We start from the raw sequence: 21,844 nt of genomic DNA, 5'->3' as shown, positions 1-21,844 counted from the left end.
AGTGGCAGTTTTTACTGAACATGACAAATGACAGTAAGTAATTTAAAATCAGTAAAATAGCCCGTCGTAACTTTATGAAACAAAAAATAACTTTATGAAAAGAATTATTATTACTCTTGGTGTATTATGTTCAGGAGTTATGATGGCTCAAGTAGGTCATCTCATGCAAGGTATAGGTTCAGTAAATATGAGTATGGGTGGTGCAGCAACGGGTCAACCTATTGACATTAGTGGTGCGTTACAGTGGAATCCTGCGGGAATTACAGATTTTAATGGAAATACCGTTTCTGTAAATGCTGGTTTATTTATGTCGAACCCAGAATTATCTTCTTCTTACGGACCAATGTCTGGAGTGACTAAAGACGAAAAAGCCAACTCTATCATGCCTGCTGTTGCAGTAACTTTTGGTAAAAATCCTAATCATAAATTTGGTATTTCTGTTTTCGGAGTGAGTGGTTTTGGAGTAGAATATCCAGAAAGCACTACCAATCCTATTCTCATGTCTCAACAATATGGTGGTTTTGGTAAAGTAGAATCTAATTATATGTTGATGCAAGTGGGTTTTGCTTACGCTTATAAATTCAATGAAAATTTCTCTATGGCCATTCAGCCTAATGTAAATTATTCAGCTCTAAAAATTCATCCTAATCCATTGGCTAATCCAAGCATGACTGCAGGTTATCCTAATTCTGATAATGCTTCTGCAATTGGTTTTGGAGCACAAGTGGGAATGTATTTTAAAACCAACAATGGTTTTAAACTTGGTTTATCTTATAAATCACCGGTATACTTTAATGAATTTAAATTTGAAAACACTTATCTAGACAATACTAAAGGAGAAAACAAATTTACGATGAATTTCCCTGCGATTTATTCAGTAGGTGGTGGTTATTCTCATCCTTTATTTGATTTAGCTTTAGATTACAGATATGTAGATTATGAAAATACTGAAGGTTTCTTGGCAAACGGATGGAGCAATTATGGCGCTGTAAAAGGTTTTGGTTGGGAAAGCATCGATGTAATTTCTGCAGGGATTCAAATCAAAGCTATTGAAAAATTGCCAATTAGATTAGGATATACTTACAGTTCTAATCCTATTAATCCAGAATTAACAATGTTCTCTGTTCCAGCTTCTGCTATCATTCGAGATGCATACGAAATAGGAGTAGGATATAAATTAAACGACAAATTCACCATCAATGCAAATTACCATTATGGAGCAAGTGATGGCAAAACTTCTGGAGCATTATTAAACCCGATGATGGCATCACCATCTAATCCTTATGGAGCAATTCCTGGAAGCACTGTAGCGTATGAAATGACCACTTCTATGGCTCAAATAGGAGTAGATTTCAAATTCTAAAAAATATATTAATTTGACTTGAACTCTTCACTATAAACGGTGGGGAGTTTTTTGTACTTTTTATTCAATTAGTGGTAATATTTAGAGATGTACATGTATTTCATTTTGAAATCTAATTAACTAATGATAATTTTGTCCTCAGAAAATGAACTTATTTTCTCTTCGAAAGGAGAAAACACAAATGATGAAAAGGAAACGCCTCTCAAAATACTTTGAGAGGCGTTTTTTATGATATTGAAATAATTCTTAACCTAAGAACGGATATTTATAATCGGTAGGAGATAAGAAGTTTTCTTTAATACTTCTTGCAGAAACCCAACGAAGAAGATTCATTTTAGAACCTGCTTTGTCATTGGTTCCAGAAGCTCTCGCTCCACCAAAAGGTTGTTGACCAACTACAGCACCTGTCGGTTTATCATTAATATAGAAATTTCCTGCTGCATTTTCTAAGGCTTTAGTTGCCTCGTTAATCGCATATCTGTCTTGTGCAAATACAGCGCCTGTTAATGCATAAGGAGAAGTTTCATCTACTAATTGTAGCGTAGCTTTCCAATCTTGGTCTTCATATACATAAATCGTAAGAATTGGGCCAAAGATTTCTTCTTCCATACTTTCGTAGTGAGGATTTTTAGCTTGAATAACCGTAGGCTGTACAAACCAACCTTTGCTGTCATCACAAGTACCACCGAAGATTACTTCTGCATCATTAGCATTTTGAGCTCTTTCGATGTAGCCTTTGCATTTTTCAAATGAAGCCTTATCAATTACCGCATTTACGAAATTAGAAGGATCTTCTGGACTTCCCATTTTAATTTCAGCCAATTGATCTCCCATAATTCTTTTTACTTCTCCCCAAAGTGATTGCGGAACGTAAGCTCTAGAAGCAGCAGAACATTTTTGACCTTGATATTCGAAAGCACCTCTTACCAAAGCTGTAGCAACTTGACTTGGTACAGCAGAAGGATGGGCTACTACAAAGTCTTTACCACCAGTTTCTCCTACGATTCTAGGATAAGTTTTATATTTATGAATATTTTCGCCAATTTGTCTCCATAATGATTGGAAAACTTCTGTAGATCCTGTAAAATGGATTCCAGAGAAATCTGGGTGTTCTAGAATTTGCTTAGAAGTTTCTGCACCACCAGAGAAAACCATATTGATAACACCTGCTGGTAAACCTGCTTCTATCAATACATCCATAATGACTTTAGCAGAATAAATCTGTGTAGCAGATGGTTTCCAAACCACTACATTTCCCATCATAGCCATAGAAGTTGGCAAGTTAAGAGAAATTGCGGTAAAGTTAAACGGCGTAATCGCATAAGTAAAACCTTCTAATGGTCTGTATTCTGCTCTATTCCAGATTCCTGCATCAGAAACCGGTTGTTCAGAATACAATTCCGTCATGAATTGTACGTTAAAACGTAAGAAATCTATCGCTTCACAAGCTGAATCTATTTCTGCCTGCATTGCATTTTTACTTTGACCAATCATCGTCGCAGCGTTGATTTTGTCTCTATAAGGACCAGCCAATAAATCAGCCGCTTTTAAGAAAATAGAAGCTCTTTGCTCCCAAGGTAAATTGGCCCATTCTGCTCTTGCCTTCAGACAAGAATTGATGGCATCATCTACATGTTGTTTATTTCCTTTGTGGTAATATCCTAAAGTGTGTTGATGATCTTGAGGAGAGTGTAGTGATACTTTTTCACCAGTTTTCACTTCTTTTCCGTCAATAACCATAGGGATTTCTACTTCTTCTGACCACATTTTTTGGTAAGTAGCAATCAGTGATTTAATCTCTGCAGAACCCGGAGCATAGCTTCTTACAGGTTCGTTTTTAGGAGTAGGAACTTGCGAAATTGCGAATGACATATAATTAGATTTAAATATTTAACAATTTATAAAAATGAAAAGATTTCACTTTTTTACAAAAATACAATATAAACCCTCTCCAACCAAAACACTTCTGTTACATTTCACGGAACTATAGAAAATACGTTTGATAGACAAAAAAAATAAAAACATTTCTTGCAATTCTATAATTTTGCTTGTCTGATTTTACCGAAATTTGTAGAAAAATAAAGACAATGAAAATAATAAAAGGATTTGCCATCATGGCAGTAGTAGCCACCATTTTTACTTCATGTGTAGGAATTCCAGATGGAGTAACGGCGGTACAAAACTTTAACAAAGACAAATATCTAGGCAAATGGTATGAAATCGCAAGGTTTGATTTCCGTTTTGAAAGAAACTTAGACAATACCACAGCGCAATATTCCATCAATCCAGATGGAAGCATCAAAGTACTGAACCAAGGCTACAACTATGTAAAAAAAGAATGGGATTCTGCAGAAGGAAAAGCCAAATTCATAGGCTCTGAATCTGAAGCGAGACTCAAAGTTTCTTTCTTTGGGCCATTTTATGCTGGGTATAATGTGGTAGCTATTGACGAAAATTATCAGAATGCACTTATCTATGGGAATTCTAAAAAATATATGTGGATTCTTTCTAGAAATAAAACCATAGACGAAGCCACCAAAAAGAGATTCATTGAAAAAGCAAAAAAAGATGGTTTTGATGTTTCAAAACTCATCTGGGTAAATCACAACAAAGATTAAAATTCATTTCAATAACAAAAAACTCGAGTATATCACTCGAGTTTTTTTTGACTTTTACCTTTACCTCAACCTTTACCTTCATCCTTCATCCTTCATCCTTCATACTTACCTTTACCTATCTCCCAAATCGATAATATGGGACTAAAGCATTTTCTTTTTTCTGTAAAAGGTCTACAATAATTTTTCTTCCTTGTGTAGAAAAAGTAATACCATTTCCACCAAAACCTAAGCAAAACAAACAGTTTTTGTATTCTGGAGATTCCCCAATATAAGGCAATCCATCTTTGGTGGTTCCGAAAATTCCACCCCAAGAAATATCTTCGATGAAGTGTAAATCTGGTAGGGTTTTCTTTAGTTTTTTAATAAGCGTTTTGCTTTTTTCTTCTTTAATGTTTTGTTGAAGTATGGTATCTTTATACACAGAATCTTCGCCGCCAACTAAAAATCTACCATCATCCGTAGTTCTCATATAGAGATAAGGATCTTGTGTGTCCCAAATCAAAATCTTTTCTAGATTTTTATTATAGGTTTGTGTCGGTTCACTCACGGTTGCGTAAGTATAAATTAAATCGGCAACTTTTTCTTTGAGTAAATTTAAAGATTCAAAACCTGTGCAGAACACTATTTTTTGAGCACGAATGGTATGATTTTCTTGCGTAATAACTTTCGGAGTTGTGCCTTGATCTTGAATGCTTTTAATTTCGGTCTGGTCAAATACTTTCATACCTCTTTTTACGTTAAAAGCGATAAGTTCATGCGCCATTTGATACGCATCTACACTAGCGGCAGTATCACTTAGAATACCACCCTGAGAAACAATACCATAAGTTTTTTGGATTGTTTCTGGCTCTAACCATTTTACACCCAATTGATATTTTTTTCTAATTTCAAATTCTTGGTAAAGTTCTTTTGCAGCGGTTTTGTTATGTGCAATGTAGAGTGACTTCATCATTTGGAAGCCACAATTTAACTTTTTGGTTTTCACCAATTTTTTTAAATCTTGAATAGCGATAATTCCTTCTTGGTAACAAAGTGCAGCAGCTTCTTCGCCAATTTTCTTTGCCAAGTCTTTTAATGGTTCATCTATTTCATACTGTAACATGCTGGTAGTAGCACTTGTGCTTCCTTGCCCAATATCTCGCCTGTCGATGAGAGTTACTTCAAACCCCGCATCCATTAACGCATCAGAAATCAGAGCTCCAGTAATGCCACCTCCAATCACCAAAATCTCAGTTTTGATGTTTTTTTGTAAACTGGGATAGGTGTAGAGTAAGCCGTTTTTGAGCAACCAAAAAGATTCAAAGGTTCTTAGTCTCATATCATTTGTGTTTTAAAGTGTTTGCAATGAGTTTATTTCTTTCCTCGTGAGAATAGCCAAAATATCACGACTAATACTAAGGCAATTAAGAAAAATCCCCAATACATTCCTGCTTTGAAAACGGTTTCTACCGCTTCACAACTCGTCAATAAGGTCAATAAAAATAAAGTTACGATGGATAAGGTATACTTTTTCATAGGGTCAAATTTTAAATTAAACGAAATATTGTCTGAGTTGCCAAGCCATTTTTTCATGGTCTTGCATCAACCCGGTTAAAAAATCTGCAGTTCCTTTGTCTTCATATTTTTCTTCACAGTCATCTATGGAAGTTCTGAGAGATTTTACAACACTCTCATGGTCTTGCAAAAGTTCTTTTGCCATTTCCAGAGGAGATGGGCATTTTCCGGGTGCTTCTTTTAGCTGAGAAAGTTTCCCAAACTCTATGGTAGTACCTACTGCGATTCCTCCAAGTGTAGAGATTCGTTCGGCTATTTCATCGATGGCTTTTTCTAATGCCTCATATTGTTCTTCGAAGAGGTGGTGAAATTGCATGAAGTCTGGTCCTTTCAGATTCCAATGAAACTTTCTTAATTTGAGGTATAACACATTGCCATCTGCTAAGACAGCGTTAAGGTTATCACATACTTTCTTGAGGTTTGCGGCACTGATGCCAATGTCTACTTTCATAATGATTAAATTTTGTATTGATGTTGATACAAAAGTAGAATACGATGAAGTTGAAAGAGTTATAATATCATGACCATTTGTTATAAGATTTAGAGGTCAACTGTAGCTTATTGTTCCCCGACATCAAATATCTCTCAACGACATATTTCATACACTATCTATGCTTCATCTATGCTTTATCTTGGGGGAAGCGGGGAATAGGTGATGTAGTGATGAAGTGATGAGGTTACGAAGTAAAGTGATTGTCTTTTATATCACAAAGTTTACGGAGATTTTGTGAAATGATACCGTTTTTGAGTTCCCAAAGGAACAGCATAGATGTTATAGAAAGCACACGGATTTTAATGCAATAGAAATAATGTGCCTTCGACAGGCTCAGGCACCGAGATGAGAATTGAGAATGTGCCTCGACGACGCTCAGGCAGCGTGTAATAAAAGAATTGGTGGCTGAACTTGTCAAAGCCACTTTGGGTATAATTTTTGTGTTTATTTTAATATCACAAAGTTTACGGAGATTTTGTGAAATGATACCGTTTTTGAGTTCCCAAAGGAACAGCATAGATGTTATAGAAAGCACACGGATTTTAATGCAATAGAAATAATGTGCCTTCGACAGGCTCAGGCACCGAGATGAGAATTGAGAATGTGCCTCGACGACGCTCAGGCAGCGTGTAATAAAAGAATTGGTGGCTGAACTTGTCAAAGCCACTTTGGGTATAATTTTTGTGTTTATTTTAATATCACAAAGTTCACGGAGATTTGTTGAAATGATTGCGTTTTTGAGTTCTCAAAGGAACATCGTAGATGTTCTATAGATTACACGTATTTTAATGCAATAGAAATAATGTGCCTTCGACAGGCTCAGACACCGAGATTAGAAGTGAGAATGTGCCTCGACGACGCTCAGGCAGCGTGTAATAAAAGATTTGGTAGCTGAGCTTGTCGAAGCCACTATGTGTGGAATATTTGTGTTTGCATTAATAACACAAAGTCCACGGAGATTTTGTTAAATGATGGTGTTTTTGAGTTCTCAAAGGAACATCGGAGATGTTTTAGAAAGCACACGGATTTTAATGCAATAGAAATAATGTGCCTTCGACAGGCTCAGGCACCGAGATTAGAAGTGAGAATGTGCCTCGACGACGCTCAGGCAGCGTGAGTAGTAATAAATAACACGGTGGATGAGCTTGTCGAAGCCACTATGTGTGGAATATTTGTGTTTGCTTTAATAACACAAAGTCCAGGGAGATTTTGTTAAATGATGGTGTTTTTGAGTTCCCAAAGGAACATCAGAGATGTTCTATAGAGTGCACGGATTTTAATGCAATAGAAATAATGTGCCTCAGGCAACGAGCAATAAAAAATGTTGTGCCTAAATATAGTCGATGGCAGAAAGTAGATGAATTCTATTTCCTAATTTTTGAGATATTTTTAGAGAAAGAGGAGAGGAAAAGTAAATGTTGGGGTATTGAAAAAGGAATTGGAAAGGAAATTTTTATTCTTTAATTTTTAGAAATCAGGGAGTTAAAAGGCTGTATTGATGGTCTATGAAGGCGATTGATAGATTGTATTTGGTTCGTTGGGCGATAATGATTACTTTTGCCGCCTATTATCAGGAACCTCTACGGGAGGTAGCAACCTGCAACAACAAGCAAGGTGCTAAAGCGATAAGCCAAACTTTTTTGGAAAAAATGTTGTCTATCTTTTGTAAAGTTCCTGTGTTAAATTTTTAAATTTTATGAACCATACAAAAGCAAATTTTCTTAGTTTACTTCCTTTTTTAATTTTCGTAGGTACATTTTTAGGTGCCGGAATTGTTTTGCAAGACTTTTATGCCTTGCCATCGCCTATTGCCGTGAGTATCGGTATTATTGCCGCCTTTGCCATGTCGAGGTTGCCTCATCAAGAAAAAATCAAAACTTTCTTACACGGTTGTGGGGAATCCAGTGTACTCACCATGTGTATTATTTATCTATTGGCAGGCGCTTTTTCTACCGTAGCACAAGTTTCAGGCAGTGTAGATGCGGTGGTGAATATCGGTTTAACTTATATTTCTGCTGATTATTATGCTTTAGGGATTTTCCTATTGGCATCATTTCTTTCTCTGTCTTCTGGAACCTCGGTTGGTGCAATTGTCGCATTAGGGCCTATCGCGATACAGTTGGCTCAAAAAAGTGGAGCAGACCTTAACCTGATTGGAGCAAGTCTTTTGGGGGGTGCCATGTTCGGCGACAATCTTTCGGTGATTTCTGATACTACCATTGCAGCAGCTCAAACGTTGGGCAGCAGCATGAAAGATAAGTTCAGAACCAATTTTTATTTGGCTGCCCCTGCTGTAGTATTAACGGTGGTGATCTTATTGATTATAGGATTTAGCAATCCTGTCGCGCCCATTGCGTATACGCCAACTCCCATTTCTTGGGAACTTATTTTTCCCTATTTGGTGGTTTTGGTATTGGCATTTTTAGGGTTAGATGTATTTCTGGTGTTGGTTATTGGGATATTTCTAGCGGGAGCCATAGGTTTATGGCAAGGAAACCTTACGTGGTTGAGTTTTGCCAAAGCCAGTTATGAAGGCTTCACGTCTATGAACGAAATTTTCCTATTGTCTTTGCTTACAGGAGGTTTAGCTGCCTTAGTAGAAAAAGCAGGGGGAATTCAATATTTATTGAACAAAATAGAAGCTAAGATTAGCTCAGCCAAATCTGCACAATTGGGAGCAGGATTGATTACAGGTTTGGTAAATCTCTGTATTGCCAATAATACTGTATCGATTTTAATCTCTGGGAAAGTGTTGAAACCTATTTCTGAGCGTTTTGAAGTCCCTGCCCGAAAAATGGCTTCTGTCATTGATATTTTTGCGTGTATCGTTCAAGGGTTGCTTCCTTATGGCGCTCAAGTGTTATTGATTATTGGATACAGTAAAAATAAAATCAATTATGTGGATATGCTCTCGCATTCTTATTATTTAGGACTTCTGTTCTTAATGGTGGTGGGTTCTATGTTTTGGGGAAGGTCTAGGAATGTGTTGCCTTCGACAGGCTCAGGCACCGTGTAATAAAAGAATTGGTGGCTGAGCTTGTCGAAGCCACTGTGTGTGGAATATTTGTGTTTGCTTTAATAACACAAAGTCCACGGAGATTTAGTTGAAATGATGGCGTTTTTGAGTTCTCAAAGGAACATCGTAGATATTCATTAAGTACACGGATTTTAATTCAATAGAAATAATGTGCCTTCTACAGGCTCAGGCACCGTGTAATAAAAGAATTGGTGGCTGAGCTTGTCGAAGCCACTGTGGGTATAATTTTTCTTGGTGATGAGGTGATGAAGTTATGAGGTTTTTTTTGATGCTGCCTTCGATAGGCTCAGGCACCGTGTAATAGAATAATTGGTGGCTGAGCTTGTCGAAGCCACTGTGTGTGGATTTTATGTTTGTTTTAATATCACAAGGTTCACGAAGATTTGTTGAAATGATGGTGTTTTTGAGTTCTCAAAGGAACATCGTAGATGTTCTATAGAGTGCACGGATTTTAATGCAATAGAAATAATGTGCCTTCGACAGGCTCAGGCACCGAGTGTAGTAATAAATAATACGGTGATTGAGCGGAGTCGAAATCACAGGGAGGAATAAGAACGTGCCTTCAACAGGCTCAGGCATCGTGTAATGGAATAATTGGTGGCTGAGCTTGTCGAAGCCACCATTTTAGAAAATTCTTTTTTATTTTTAATTTCCTCTGTACGTGGAGTAGCCGTAAGGCGATAGGGTGATGGGAACGTGGTAATGTTCTTGGTCTGCCAACTCAAAAACCACTTCTAAAAAGGGATAAAAGGATTTTTGACCTAGGCTTTTAAAATACGGAGCGGTGTAAAACGTGAGCTTGTAAATACCCGTATTGTTTTTGCCCTCTTGTTTTAAGAAATCTTTTACCCTGCCGTTTTGGTCGGTGATTTTTTCTTCTACCAATACCCAATTGTTTTGTGCATCTCTTTTTTGCAAAGCAATTTTTACATTCGGTGCAGGTTTACCCGTGGAGATGTCTAAAATGTGACTTGAGAGTTGATAGCTGCTTTCTTGAGCATACATCATAGGGACCATTAAAAACATCATGAGGAAAACTAACCCGTTCTTTTTCATTTTTTTTAAATTTTTATTGTTGAATATTTTTTGTCTTATGCTTACAAAGATGATGCCTATTTATGCCGAATTGACTTCATTTTGATTAATGCTGCCAAGGAATTTATTGTATTATTCTAATGGGAAAATTTGTAGGTTTTGTGATGTGGTTTTATTTCTAAATTTTTCATTGGATTTAAGTTGAGAATTACGTTTTCCTTATTGGTATAAAGAGAGGTTTTTGTTATATTTGGAACTTAAACTTTTTATATGTTTAAAAAAGCTAATAATTAAACCTAGCAACATTATATTTATAGAATAAATTAAAATTTTACTTCTAGCAAATTAAATAAATTCATTAATTGAACTTTTATTTTATGACTTAGTTTATTGTTTTATTAGATGAAATTTAGATTATGACATACTTAATAACTGTTGTAAATTTTATTGTTTTTGACTTTAAAAAATTTGAGAATCCAAGTAAATAAATGAGTACTAATTTTTTTACAAATCAAGATACAAATACATTGTACAATAAGTTTGTTGGTGTATTTAATCACATGCAAAATATCGAATACTTTAAATCTGTAATTGGATATTTTAGGGCATCAGGTTATTTTGCCATTCGAAAACATTTTCCTGAAGATATAAAAATAAAAATTATCGCTGGTATAAATGTAGACCCCTTTATTGCATTAGCTCAGAAACAAGGTTTACTTTTAAATATAAATGCTAAACATGCAAGAGATACTTTTATAGAATCTATTCAAGAAGACATTGCCAATTCAAAATATGGTAAAGAAATTGAGGAAGGAATTATTCAATTAATTAAAGATATTTCTAGCAAGAAAATTGAAATAAGAGCGCATAATTCTAAAAAACTTCATTCTAAATTTTATATTTTTCTTTCTCCCAACTTTAATGAACATAATCCTAATGGGTTAGTTATAATGGGCTCTTCTAATCTTACAGCCCAAGGTTTAGGATTAGAAGCGGTAGAATATAATTATGAAATGAATGTAGAATTACGTGATTTTGACAATGTCAATTTTGCAGATAGGGAATTTGAAAAATTATGGAACGAGAGTTCGCCTATTCTGCCAGTTGATGCACCCGAACTCATTAAAAAAACTTATTTAGAAATAAATCCTACACCATTTGAATTGTATGTAAAGTTCTTAATAGAATTTTTTGGAAAAAATATAGAGTACGATCCTGATAGTATTAGTGATATTCCACTAAAGAAATTTAAGAAATTAAGTTATCAAATTGATGCTGTAAATCAGGGGTATGAATTATTGTTGAAACATAATGGTTTCTTTTTAGCAGACGTGGTAGGAACGGGTAAAACAGTAATGGCTGCTCTATTAGCCAAAAAGTTTATCATCAATAATGGAGCAAAGACTAAAATTTTAATTGTATATCCTCCTACATTAGAAAAAAACTGGAAGAGTACTTTTAAAGAATTTAGAATTGATGAGAAATGTGATTTTATTACCAATGGTAGTTTAGATAAAATTATTAATGAAGATGATCCATTAATATACAAAGAAAAATATGATTTGGTTTTGGTAGATGAAGCTCATAAATTTAGAAATAATGCAAGCCGTCAGTTTCAAAATCTGCAGATTATTTGTAAATCAGGGAGAGAAAATATTGGTAATATAGAAGGTTTTGAAAAAAAAGTGGTTTTAATATCTGCGACTCCTTTAAATAATAGACCAGAAGATATTTACAATTTATTGCAAACATTCCAAGATGTAAGAAACAGCAATCTGAATGAACCTAATCTTCAAAAATTCTTTTATCCTCACATAATAAAGTACAAACAACTTATAGGACAAACACCATTAGATTTAGAAGGAATACAGGAAATATTTAACGATATAAGAGATAAAGTAGTAAAAGATATCACCATTAGAAGAACTCGTACAGATTTATTAAAAAATGAACGTTATGCAAAGGATTTAGTTTCTCAAGGAGTTATATTTCCAAATGTAGTAGATCCATTTGCTAATGAATATGAATTAAGTCCAGAATTAGCAGAACTTTTTTTAGATACAGCAAACAGCATTATTGATAAAGATAAAATAGATTTTTACAGATATCAAGCTATTGCCTATTTAACAGATGAAGCCAATGATGGTTTATATCAAAGTGCATTAACTATTTCTCGGTCGTTAGCATATATAATGCAAACACAATTAATAAAACGATTGGAAAGTAGTTTTTATGCTTTTAAAAAATCATTAAATAAAATTACTACTTCTACTTTGCATATGATAGAAATGTATGAAAGAGATAGTATTTTTATTGCACCAGATTTAGACATTACAGACTTATTAAATAAAGGTTATACCGATGAAGAAATAGAATTGGAGATTCTAAAAATTGATGATGAAAAACCTAAGAATAAAAAATTTAAACAATCTGATTTTAAGCCAGGCTTTATTGAAGGATTAAGAAAAGATTATGAAAACCTATCGGCTTTAAATGAGCGTTGGAAAAATATTGATGATCAAAATGATCCAAAGTGGAATGTTTTCTTTGAAATGTTAAATTCTGAATATTTTAATAAAGAAAAAAATGAATTGGGCAAACTCGTTATTTTTACTGAATCTGCCGACACTCTTGATTATTTGACTGAAAGATTGAATAATGAAACACTGCATAGAGTTTTAAGCATCACTTCTACCAACCGAAATAAAATGTTTGAAGCGATACGAGAAAATTTTGATGCCAATTTTGAAGGTACTTTCAGAAATGATTATGATATTATTTTAACCACTGATGTTTTAGCAGAAGGTATAAATTTGCATAGAGCCAATGTTATTGTGAATTATGACACGCCTTGGAATCCTACAAAACTTATTCAAAGACTTGGGCGTATTAATCGTATCGGAACCAAAGCACGTTTTATTTATAACTATAATTTTTATCCTTCAGAACATGGGGATAAGAGAATTAATCTACGTCAAAAGTCTTTAGCTAAACTACAAAGTAGCCACAGTACATTTGGTGAAGATAATAAAATTTATACTTTAGAGGAAATCATTGAGCAGTTTAAAATGTTTGAAGAAAAAGACGAGGAAAAAGATTTAAGAACTCAATATCTGGAATGGATTAGAAATTTTAGAGAAAAACATCCTGATGATTTTAGTAGAATCAGAAGAATGCCTTTAAAAGTAAGATGCATCAGAAATTCCAAAGAAAATAATTCTTACAGTATTGCTTTTGTGAAAAATGGAGAACATAAAAATATTTATTTGAATAAAGAAAATAAATCTTACTCACTTCCATTTGAACAAGCAGTAAAGATTTTTGAAGCTGAAAAAAATGAAGTAGGAATTAAAGAAATCCCAGAATTTCATTACGAGCAAATTAATAAAATTCTGAATCAATTTGAGAGCGATATTACCACTCCAGAAATGATAGGAGGTGCAGAAGATAAAAAAGATGTAAGAACCAATAAAGCTTTAAATGACTTAATAAATTGGCTTTCTCTTGGTTTTATCAAAACTACAGAAGCTGTAAAAGCAGGAGAAAATTTATTACCATTAATTAAAAATGGTACTTACTCTAATCTTACTAATGAAGTTTATAAATTAAGAAACGAAACAGACCCTATAAAAATTGAAAACGAAATTGTAAGATTGGCAAATAAATATACTTCTAAAATTCAAAGACCAACAAAAAAAGAAGTAGAACCTATAGAACCTAAAATAATTATTTCAGAAACATTTATTAATGAATAATCTCACCAATAATAACACACTTGATTTTCAGAACATCTTACATTTAATTCAAGATGCTAAAAACCGTGTATTTGTAAAAGCAAATACAGAATTGGTTTTGTTGTATTACAATGTGGGTAAAATTGTTTCGGAGAAAGTAAAACTAGGATTTTGGGGGGATAAAACCGTACAAGAATTAGCCAATTTCATTCAATTAGAAGAGCCTCATCTTACAGGTTTTAGTCGTAGAGGATTGTACAGAATGAAGCAATTTTACGAAGTTTATTCTGGAGAAGAAATCGTGTCATCATTAATGACACTATTACAAAAATCAGAAAATGAAGCGGTTAAATTTGTGTCATTACTGATGACACAAATTAGTTGGACACATCACCTTATGTTAATTTCTAAAACAAAAAGAGCAGAGGAAACGCTCTTTTATTTACAAAAAACAATAACAGAAAAACTCACCGTAAAACAGTTAGAGCGAGAAATTAATAGCAGTAGTTTTGAAAGAACCATGTTGGGTAACGAAATGATATCTAAACTAACTGCTCCTATAAATATACCTCAAAATTTCTTGAAGGATCCCTATATTTTTGAGTTTTTGGATTTACCAGACGGACACTCCGAAAAGGATTTTGAAAAAGCTATCATACTTAATTTCAAAAATTTTATTCTCGAAATTGGTAAAGGTTTTACCTACATGGGAAATCAATATAAATTGCAAGTGGGCAATAGAGATTTTTATACAGATTTGTTGTTTTACCATAGAGACTTACAATGTTTGGTTTTATTTGAATTAAAGATACAAGACTTTGAACCCGAATTTCTAGGCAAATTAAATTTCTATTTAGAAGCTTTGGATAGAGATGTGAAACGCCCACACGAAAAACAAAGCATTGGTATTTTGCTTTGCAAAGGAAAAGATACAGAAGTGGTAGAATATGCATTGGCACGCAATACAAGTCCTGCATTAATAGCAGAATATGAAACCAAACTCATTGATAAAAAGATATTATCTCACAAACTCAATCAACTAGTTACCATTTTAAATAAAGAAGAAGAATAATGACTGTTACAGAAATTAGACAAATTTTAGAAAGTCCTTATGATAGAAGTATCTGGAAAAACTTTCTACAAACACAGTTTACCAATAATAAACTCAATGCAGAAGACCGTAAAATTTCTTTGTCAGATAACACCATTAGCAAAGAATGTATTAGTTTAGGATTTTACGAAATTGACGATTATACCAAAATTGGAATTTTTGAAATAGAACTTTCCCCAAAAGTAAACCTTGCCAGAAATAGAGTACAATTAAGAAATCTACTAAAAGACATCACCAAACAAATGGCTGGTGCAATGGTGGTTTTTGTACAAGGTGAACAATGGCGTTTCAGTTACATCAGCAAAAGAAAATTTCATAACAAAGATACCAATACTATAGAAGATAAAGAAACAGCACCGAAACGTTATACCTATCTTTTTGGTAAAGGCGAAAAAGCTTTAACCGCCGCCCAAAATTTTTATAATCTCATCCAAAAGCAAAAAGGAAACCTCTATGATTTACTTTCTTTAGACGATTTTGAAGATGCTTTCTCTGTAGAAAAATTAGGAAAAGAATTTTTCAAAAACTACAAAGAAATTTATGAAGATTTTGTAGAATATATTACAGGTTACCGCTATGTAAAGAAAGGCAGCAAGTGGACTAAAACCCAAGTTCACGAACCGCATTTTGATTATCAAGACATCTTTAGAGGAGATTCTAAAGCCGTAAGAGATTTCTTTAAAAGAATGATGGGGCGAATTATATTCCTTTATTTTATACAGAAAAAAGGTTGGCTTGCTGTTCCTAAAAATGAAAATTGGGACAAAGGAAATCCAGATTATCTATACCACCTTTTTAAAAATGCCCAATACAAAGAACTTTTTTATAGTGATTATCTAGTACCCTTATTTTTTGACACCCTTAATAATCCAGATTCTGAAAATGAGAAAAACGACCTTCGCTTTCCTTATCTTAATGGGGGATTGTTTGATAAATCACAAGATTTTCTTTACGACAAATTAGCTTTACCTTCTAAAATTTTTGATAAATTATTTGATACTTTTAATCGGTACAACTTTACCATTTACGAAGATTCACCAGATGAACATACAGTAGCTGTAGACCCAGAAATGTTGGGACATATTTTTGAAAATTTACTAGAAGATAACAAAGACAAAGGCGCTTTCTATACCCCAAAAGAAATTGTGCACTATATGTGCAAAGAAAGTTTGAAAGCGTATCTTTTGGCAAAAGAAGATTTAGATGCCACAGAAAATAGCATTGCACAATCTGCACTAGAAAATATTATTCTGCAACAAGAATTAAGCAAAGACGAACTAAAATATGCCGACAAATATGCCTACAAAATTATAGATGCTTTAGACCACGTTAAGATTTGTGACCCTGCCATTGGTTCTGGTGCATTTCCTATGGGATTGTTGCAAGAGATTTTTAATGCACAAGTCTATCTGCAAGAACTCAAAGGTTTTACCAAAGCCAAAAGCGATGCCGAAATTAAAAAACACATTATAGAAGAAAGCATCTATGGTGTAGATATAGACGAAGGTGCAGTAGATATTGCACGTTTGCGTTTTTGGTTGAGTTTGGTGGTAGACGAACCAAAACCACAGCCATTACCCAACCTATCTTTTAAAATTGTGTGTGCCAATACTTTAATCCCATTAGGAAAACCAAAAGGCGATTTAGGATTAACCAACGAAATTGCAGACCAAATAGAAGCCATAAGAGAAGAATATTTTACCGCCAACAAAGATGCCAAAAAACATCTGGAAATGCAGTTTAGAAATCTGCAAAATAAACTGTGGACTACTGCAAAAGAATGGGCAACAGCAGCAGATGTAGAAATTTATAAAAAAATAAGTGAGTTTAATCCCTTTGCAGACAAAAGCTGCTCTTGGTTTGATCCTTGGTGGATGTTTGGTGTAAAAGACGGCTTTGATATTGTGATTGGAAATCCACCGTATGTACAATTGCAAAAAGATGGAGGAAAATTAGCAAAGATGTACCAGCTTTATAATTACAATACATTTGAAAGAACAGGTGATATATATTCCTTATTTTACGAAAAAGGTGTTCAATTATTAACCCCTAAAGGTATTTTATGTTATATCACTTCAAATAAATGGATGCGAGCTAATTATGGGAAAAGTACCAGACTATTTTTTGCTGAAAAAACGTATCCATTACTATTAATAGACTTTGGAAATGTACAAGTATTTGATACTGCAACTGTAGATACCAATATTATTTTATTGCAAAATAAACCCAAAGCAAAGGTGTATGAAAATAAAGAAGTATTTGCGGTTAGATTTGATGGAGATTTTAAACTAAATGAAAGTAGTGTTGACGATTATATTGTAGAGAACGGTTATTACCTATCTAACCTAAACCATAATGCTTGGGTGGTAGGTAAAAAGGATATTTATAATATTAAAGATTTTGTAGAAAAGCAAGGTATTAAATTAAATGATTGGAGACTAAATATTAATAGAGGTATTCTAACTGGATTTGATAAAGCATTTATTATATCCAATTCAGTTAAAGAAATAATTGTAAAAGAAGATAAAAGATCCATTGAAATATTAAAACCAATTTTAAGAGGAAAAGATATCTCTGCTTGGTATCCAGAATACAAAGGGTACTGGTTAATAAACTCTCATAATGGATTAAAATCAAAAGATATTAAACGAATAGATGTAAAAGAGGATTATCCTGCTATTTATAAATGGTTAAAACAATATGAAAAAAAATTAATAAACAGATACGACAAGGGAGATGATTGGACAAATCTTAGAAATTGTGCTTTTTTGGATGAATTTGACAAACCAAAAATAATTTATCCTAATATGACTAAGTTCCTACCATTTGTATATGATGAAAGTGGAATATTCATAAACCCTAAATGTTATATTTTAACTGGTGAAAATTTAAAATATTTGACTTGTTTTTTTAATTCAAAACTCTTTAAATATTGTTTTTCTGATAATTTTCCAGAATTACAAGGGGGAACTAGAGAACTTCATAAAGTATTTTTTGATAAAATTCCTGTAAAAAGAGTTTCAGATCAACAAGAAATACCTTTTGCTAAAATAGTAGATTATTTGGTAGCACTTAAAAGAGAAAACAGTCAAGAAGCTACAGACCAGTTTATGTTAGCATACTTTGAGCAAATAGCCAATGCTTTGGTCTTTGAGTTTTATTTTGAAGAAGAATTTAAAAAAGCTGGTTTTGAAGTAGCTAAATATGTTGCTCAATTACCTGATTTAGAAGAAAAATCTTCTAAACCTACCATTCTACAATTGAGAGAAATATATATAGAAGCACACAAAAAAGATAGTGAATTGCGCAATGCGATAGAATCTGTTATCACCATACCACAAATTAATCTTATCAATTCAAGTGTAACGATATGAAAATTACAAGAATTGAATTTACAAATTATAAAGCCTTTTATGGAGCTGGAACTATTAACTTTATAGATATTCCAAACGGAGAGAATTTGCTTATTTATGGAGAAAATGGAAGTGGTAAGTCAAGTATTTATGAAGGATTAAGAAATCTATTTTTAGCATCAGATTCCACTTCTGGTAATGCTCGATTTTCAAGACATTTAGCGGTAAGTGAATTTTTAGATGACCCTGATAATCCTGGTACACAAATACAACAACCAGCAAATATCAAAATTAAGTTAGATGACTTTGCAGGAAACGAAAAAGAAATAATTTTTGGGTTTCCTAATGAAAATGTAACAGGTGATATTGATATATTTAACGCCAATAAAACCAATACTTTTTTATCGTATAGAGAATTATTAAAAACATATTTAATTAGTGATGATGTTTTAGATACATACAAGTTTCAAACAAGTTTTGCAGAACTAATTATTAAGGATATTTTGGCTCAAACCATAAATGTTGGTAATAACAGAACCTACATTCAAAACTATAATGATTTATGGGTAGCCGGAAGAGGTACGAGACCAAATAGAGCCGAAAAAGAAGAAATTATAAGTAAGTTTGATATAGGGTTTAGAAAAGATATTGAGGATATAAATGTGATTTTAAAAGAATTACTTAATTACTTTTTCCCCGAATTGAACTTTGAATTAAAAGTTGAAAATTCTTATATAGATTATGAAACTCAAAACTATCCGGTTTTTCAGGTGTCAATTAAAAATTCACTTTTCGGAATGGATACATCAGATAATGATGAAAACCACCTTACAATTTTGAATGAAGCAAGATTATCAGCGTTAGCTTTATGTATATTTTTAGCAGGAGTAATTATTAAAAATAAAAGCAGTAATAAAATTAAACTTTTGTTTTTAGATGATATTTTTATAGGTCTTGATACATCTAACCGGATTCCACTTTTAAAAATCTTAAATGTATATAAAGAACCAGAATGGGAAGAAAGAACAAACCCTGAGACCAGTTTACTTGAAAACGTTATAAGAAAGGATGTTAATGGAGATGTTATTTATAAAGCAGAACCTTTCTTTAAAGATTTTCAGATTTTTGTAACGACTTATGATTTTAGTTGGTTTGAAACAGCAAAGTTTTATTTAGATAATAGAAAATGGTTATCAATTGAAATGTACTCTCATTTAGAAGAAGGTTTTGCCTTTGAAAAACCATTAATTTTTACACCAAGTATTGGTTATTACGAAAAAGCTGAAATATATTTTAAGAAGAGAAAAGAATATAAAGATTATCCAGCAGCAGCGAACTATTTACGAAAAGAGTTTGAGAGTCAATTAAAAAGACTTTTATATGGCAATTATCTGTTAAAAAAAGGAGACAAAGGAACAACCGTTTTAAGAGAAGAATTAGGCGATTTAATATCTAGTTTCAAACAAATGTGGTCAGATTTAGAGTTTAACTACATTCCATTTGAAGATTTGGAATTATATTCTAAAACAACTTTAAACCCTTTTTCTCATGATAACGTAAGTAAACCTATTTTCAAGAGAGAATTAAAAGAAGCTTTTGAATTAGTTGATAAACTTAGAAATATTGAAAAAAGAAATGTGATAAATATAGATGAAAAAGTAACTCATGAAACAAATAATGCTGGTGTAATTAGAACTACAACCTTGAAATTTGATACTAGTATATTGAGTTATGAATATGATGGTGTTAAAAAAAATACACCAATATATTTAAAACCAATACAGTATATTGAAAATGGTAATATTTCAGATTTAAAAAAACTGGCTGTTTGTAAAATCTCAAAAGCATATGATATGATTCACCATAATGTTTTTCAGATGGTTGATGCTTCAAATGGAGTTAATGTTAATGAGCAATTCTTTTTTAATGATGGTAAAAAAGTAAGTGAAAGATTAATTTAAAATGAAACAAACACTATCTTCCTTCCTTTCACAATTTGAAAAAGACAAAAGCCACAGATATACTTCGTGGGAGCATTGTTATCAGGCTTTTCAAAAAGAAACAGATAGGGAATTACTAACTTTACATTTGGCTTTGTACTTAGCAAGTTGGGGTATGTATAGAGGTTCAAGTGGTTTATTGCAAAAAAACCATACCATTCATAGAGAAACGGTAAATATTATTTTAAAATACAAGCATTTACAGTGTTCACAAAATAAAGAAATTGGGTTAAATTATTTAGAGGATATTATTAACCTAATTAAAGAACTAAAAGAACATTATCTGTCAATCACTTATATAAAAGATAATCAAGAAAAAAATATTAATCCAACAGATACTCTAATTTCTAAAGTTATTTTAGGTAGTTTAGGTTGTTTACCTGCAATGGATAGATATTTTATAAATGGTGTAAAAGATAAGGATGAGACATTTTTTACTCTATCTAAAACCAGTCTTTCCAAGTTATTTTTACACATCAATCAAAAGCAAGTAAAAACAGAAATAGAATCCCTTCAACAAGAAATATTAGAAAGTAGAAAAATGTATTACCCAACTATGAAAATCATAGATATGTATTTTTGGCAATTGGGATATGAAAAAGTGTAAATACCATGACAATAAAAGAAATAATATCCCATTTTGTAGAAACCCAAACAGCCATTACTAAAGTAAAATCCTATTCAGATTTACCAGGGATTTATGCTTTCTTTTTTATAGGTAAAAAATTCCCTTTGGATAACTTTATACTTCCAGAACATAAGATTATTTACATTGGTAAAACTGAAAGCAGTCAGAAATCAAGAGATGCCAATACTCATTTCAAAACTGGAAAAACGGGAAGTTCAACCGTGAGAAAAAGTTTGGGTGCATTGCTTTCTCAAACAGAGAAAATTACACCGATTATCAGAAGTACATCTGATGTGGAAAAAGGCAGAACCTCTCATTTTAGATTTGATAATCGTTCTGAAATTAAAGTAACAAATTGGATGGAAGAAAACCTTGCCGTTGCCTTTTTTGAATATCCTGAAAGCAAAGAAAAAATAGACACTTTAGAAACGCTATTAATCAAAGCAATTGAACCAGTTTTAAATATAGACAATAAAAATCCTAATAATCTACATAAAAAATATATCCAATCTTTAAGAAAAGAATTGGGATTACAAGCACATACAACAGTTGTAACACAATCACCTAAAACAAAAAATATTATTGAACCGAAAAGGGAAAAGACATTTTATACACTTGATGCCAATCTTAAATCAGGGAAATATATTTCTATTTGGAATTCCTATCTAAAAGAAATAAAAAATGCTTTATCTAATGGAAATGGAAAAAATATAATCTTATTAAATAAAAATTTATTTTTTACAGCAGGAAACAGAAAATCATTTGCCTTTAAATTAGAATACAATCAGGGAAAAATTATTAATAATATTGAAGGAAGTGCTGTTGCTCGTGATTTATATAAAATATTGTTAGATAACAAAATTGCAACACACAAAATTTTTAGATTAAATAAAGAATTTGAATTAACTATTGAATAAT

Annotated in this window: 14 protein-coding genes and 1 riboswitch; of the genes, 9 read left to right on the top strand and 5 right to left on the bottom strand. The window is 32.5% G+C overall.

The genetic code is table 11. The annotated features are described in order from the left end of the window. Positions 1-94 precede the first annotated feature (94 nt). A complete protein-coding gene (locus tag ACT53I_RS04695; protein WP_476078674.1) occupies positions 95-1,363 on the top strand; it encodes an OmpP1/FadL family transporter in 1,269 nt (422 codons plus the stop codon). 246 nt (positions 1,364-1,609) lie between these two features. On the opposite strand, the gene pruA is transcribed toward ACT53I_RS04695, so the two are convergent. After that, a complete protein-coding gene (gene pruA / locus ACT53I_RS04690; protein ID WP_476078673.1) occupies positions 1,610-3,235 on the bottom strand; it encodes an L-glutamate gamma-semialdehyde dehydrogenase in 1,626 nt (541 codons plus the stop codon). Positions 3,236-3,450: 215 nt separating this feature from the next. On the opposite strand from pruA, the gene ACT53I_RS04685 reads away from it, so the two are divergent. Further along, entirely contained in the window at positions 3,451-3,981 is a 531-nt protein-coding gene (locus ACT53I_RS04685) for a lipocalin family protein (RefSeq protein WP_476078672.1), read from the top strand. A gap of 115 nt (positions 3,982-4,096) precedes the next feature. Here the strand turns inward: ACT53I_RS04685 and ACT53I_RS04680 are convergent, their stop codons facing one another. From ACT53I_RS04680 to ACT53I_RS04670, 3 genes are read right to left on the bottom strand one after another with little or no spacing between them, the layout of a single operon-like run. Beyond that, the gene (locus ACT53I_RS04680; RefSeq protein WP_476078671.1) at positions 4,097-5,299 is read right to left on the bottom strand and encodes an NAD(P)/FAD-dependent oxidoreductase; all 1,203 of its coding nucleotides are present in this window, start codon (positions 5,297-5,299) and stop codon (positions 4,097-4,099) included. A gap of 32 nt (positions 5,300-5,331) precedes the next feature. After that, on the bottom strand, positions 5,332-5,496 hold the full coding sequence (locus tag ACT53I_RS04675) for a phosphatidate cytidylyltransferase (RefSeq protein WP_476078670.1): 165 nt from the start codon (positions 5,494-5,496) through the stop codon (positions 5,332-5,334). Between the two features lie 16 nt (positions 5,497-5,512). Further along, entirely contained in the window at positions 5,513-5,986 is a 474-nt protein-coding gene (locus ACT53I_RS04670) for a Dps family protein (protein ID WP_476078669.1), read from the bottom strand. Positions 5,987-7,590: 1,604 nt separating this feature from the next. Further along, positions 7,591-7,688: riboswitch (SAM-I-IV-variant riboswitch) on the top strand. 36 nt (positions 7,689-7,724) lie between these two features. On the opposite strand from ACT53I_RS04670, the gene ACT53I_RS04665 reads away from it, so the two are divergent. Further along, positions 7,725-9,044, top strand: coding sequence for a Na+/H+ antiporter NhaC family protein (locus ACT53I_RS04665; RefSeq protein WP_476078668.1), 1,320 nt, complete (start codon positions 7,725-7,727; stop codon positions 9,042-9,044). 666 nt (positions 9,045-9,710) lie between these two features. On the opposite strand, the gene uraH is transcribed toward ACT53I_RS04665, so the two are convergent. Continuing rightward, positions 9,711-10,121: a hydroxyisourate hydrolase gene (gene uraH, locus ACT53I_RS04660; protein WP_476078667.1), complete on the bottom strand. Its 411-nt coding sequence runs from the start codon at positions 10,119-10,121 to the stop codon at positions 9,711-9,713. 539 nt (positions 10,122-10,660) lie between these two features. Here uraH and ACT53I_RS04655 point away from each other — a divergent pair. From ACT53I_RS04655 to ACT53I_RS04630, 6 genes are read left to right on the top strand one after another with little or no spacing between them, the layout of a single operon-like run. Further along, positions 10,661-13,855, top strand: coding sequence for a helicase-related protein (locus ACT53I_RS04655; protein ID WP_476078666.1), 3,195 nt, complete (start codon positions 10,661-10,663; stop codon positions 13,853-13,855). Continuing rightward, entirely contained in the window at positions 13,848-14,906 is a 1,059-nt protein-coding gene (locus ACT53I_RS04650; protein WP_476078665.1) for a PDDEXK nuclease domain-containing protein, read from the top strand. The genes ACT53I_RS04655 and ACT53I_RS04650 overlap by 8 nt, the downstream gene beginning before the upstream one ends. Beyond that, positions 14,906-18,319, top strand: coding sequence for an Eco57I restriction-modification methylase domain-containing protein (locus ACT53I_RS04645; RefSeq protein ID WP_476078664.1), 3,414 nt, complete (start codon positions 14,906-14,908; stop codon positions 18,317-18,319). Before ACT53I_RS04650 ends, ACT53I_RS04645 begins: the two co-directional genes overlap by 1 nt. Next, positions 18,316-20,259: an AAA family ATPase gene (locus tag ACT53I_RS04640; RefSeq protein ID WP_476078663.1), complete on the top strand. Its 1,944-nt coding sequence runs from the start codon at positions 18,316-18,318 to the stop codon at positions 20,257-20,259. Before ACT53I_RS04645 ends, ACT53I_RS04640 begins: the two co-directional genes overlap by 4 nt. Position 20,260: 1 nt before the next feature. Then, positions 20,261-20,905 (top strand): hypothetical protein, encoded by a 645-nt coding sequence (locus tag ACT53I_RS04635; protein WP_476078662.1) that lies wholly within the window; start codon positions 20,261-20,263, stop codon positions 20,903-20,905. A 5-nt stretch (positions 20,906-20,910) separates the two neighbouring features. Beyond that, positions 20,911-21,843, top strand: a complete 933-nt coding sequence (locus tag ACT53I_RS04630) for a GIY-YIG nuclease family protein (RefSeq protein ID WP_476078661.1) — start codon at positions 20,911-20,913, stop codon at positions 21,841-21,843. The last annotated feature ends 1 nt before the right edge of the window (position 21,844 follow it).

The organism is Cloacibacterium sp. DMC96, from assembly GCF_056313765.1.
This window is presented reverse-complemented; position numbering and strand designations above follow the sequence as displayed.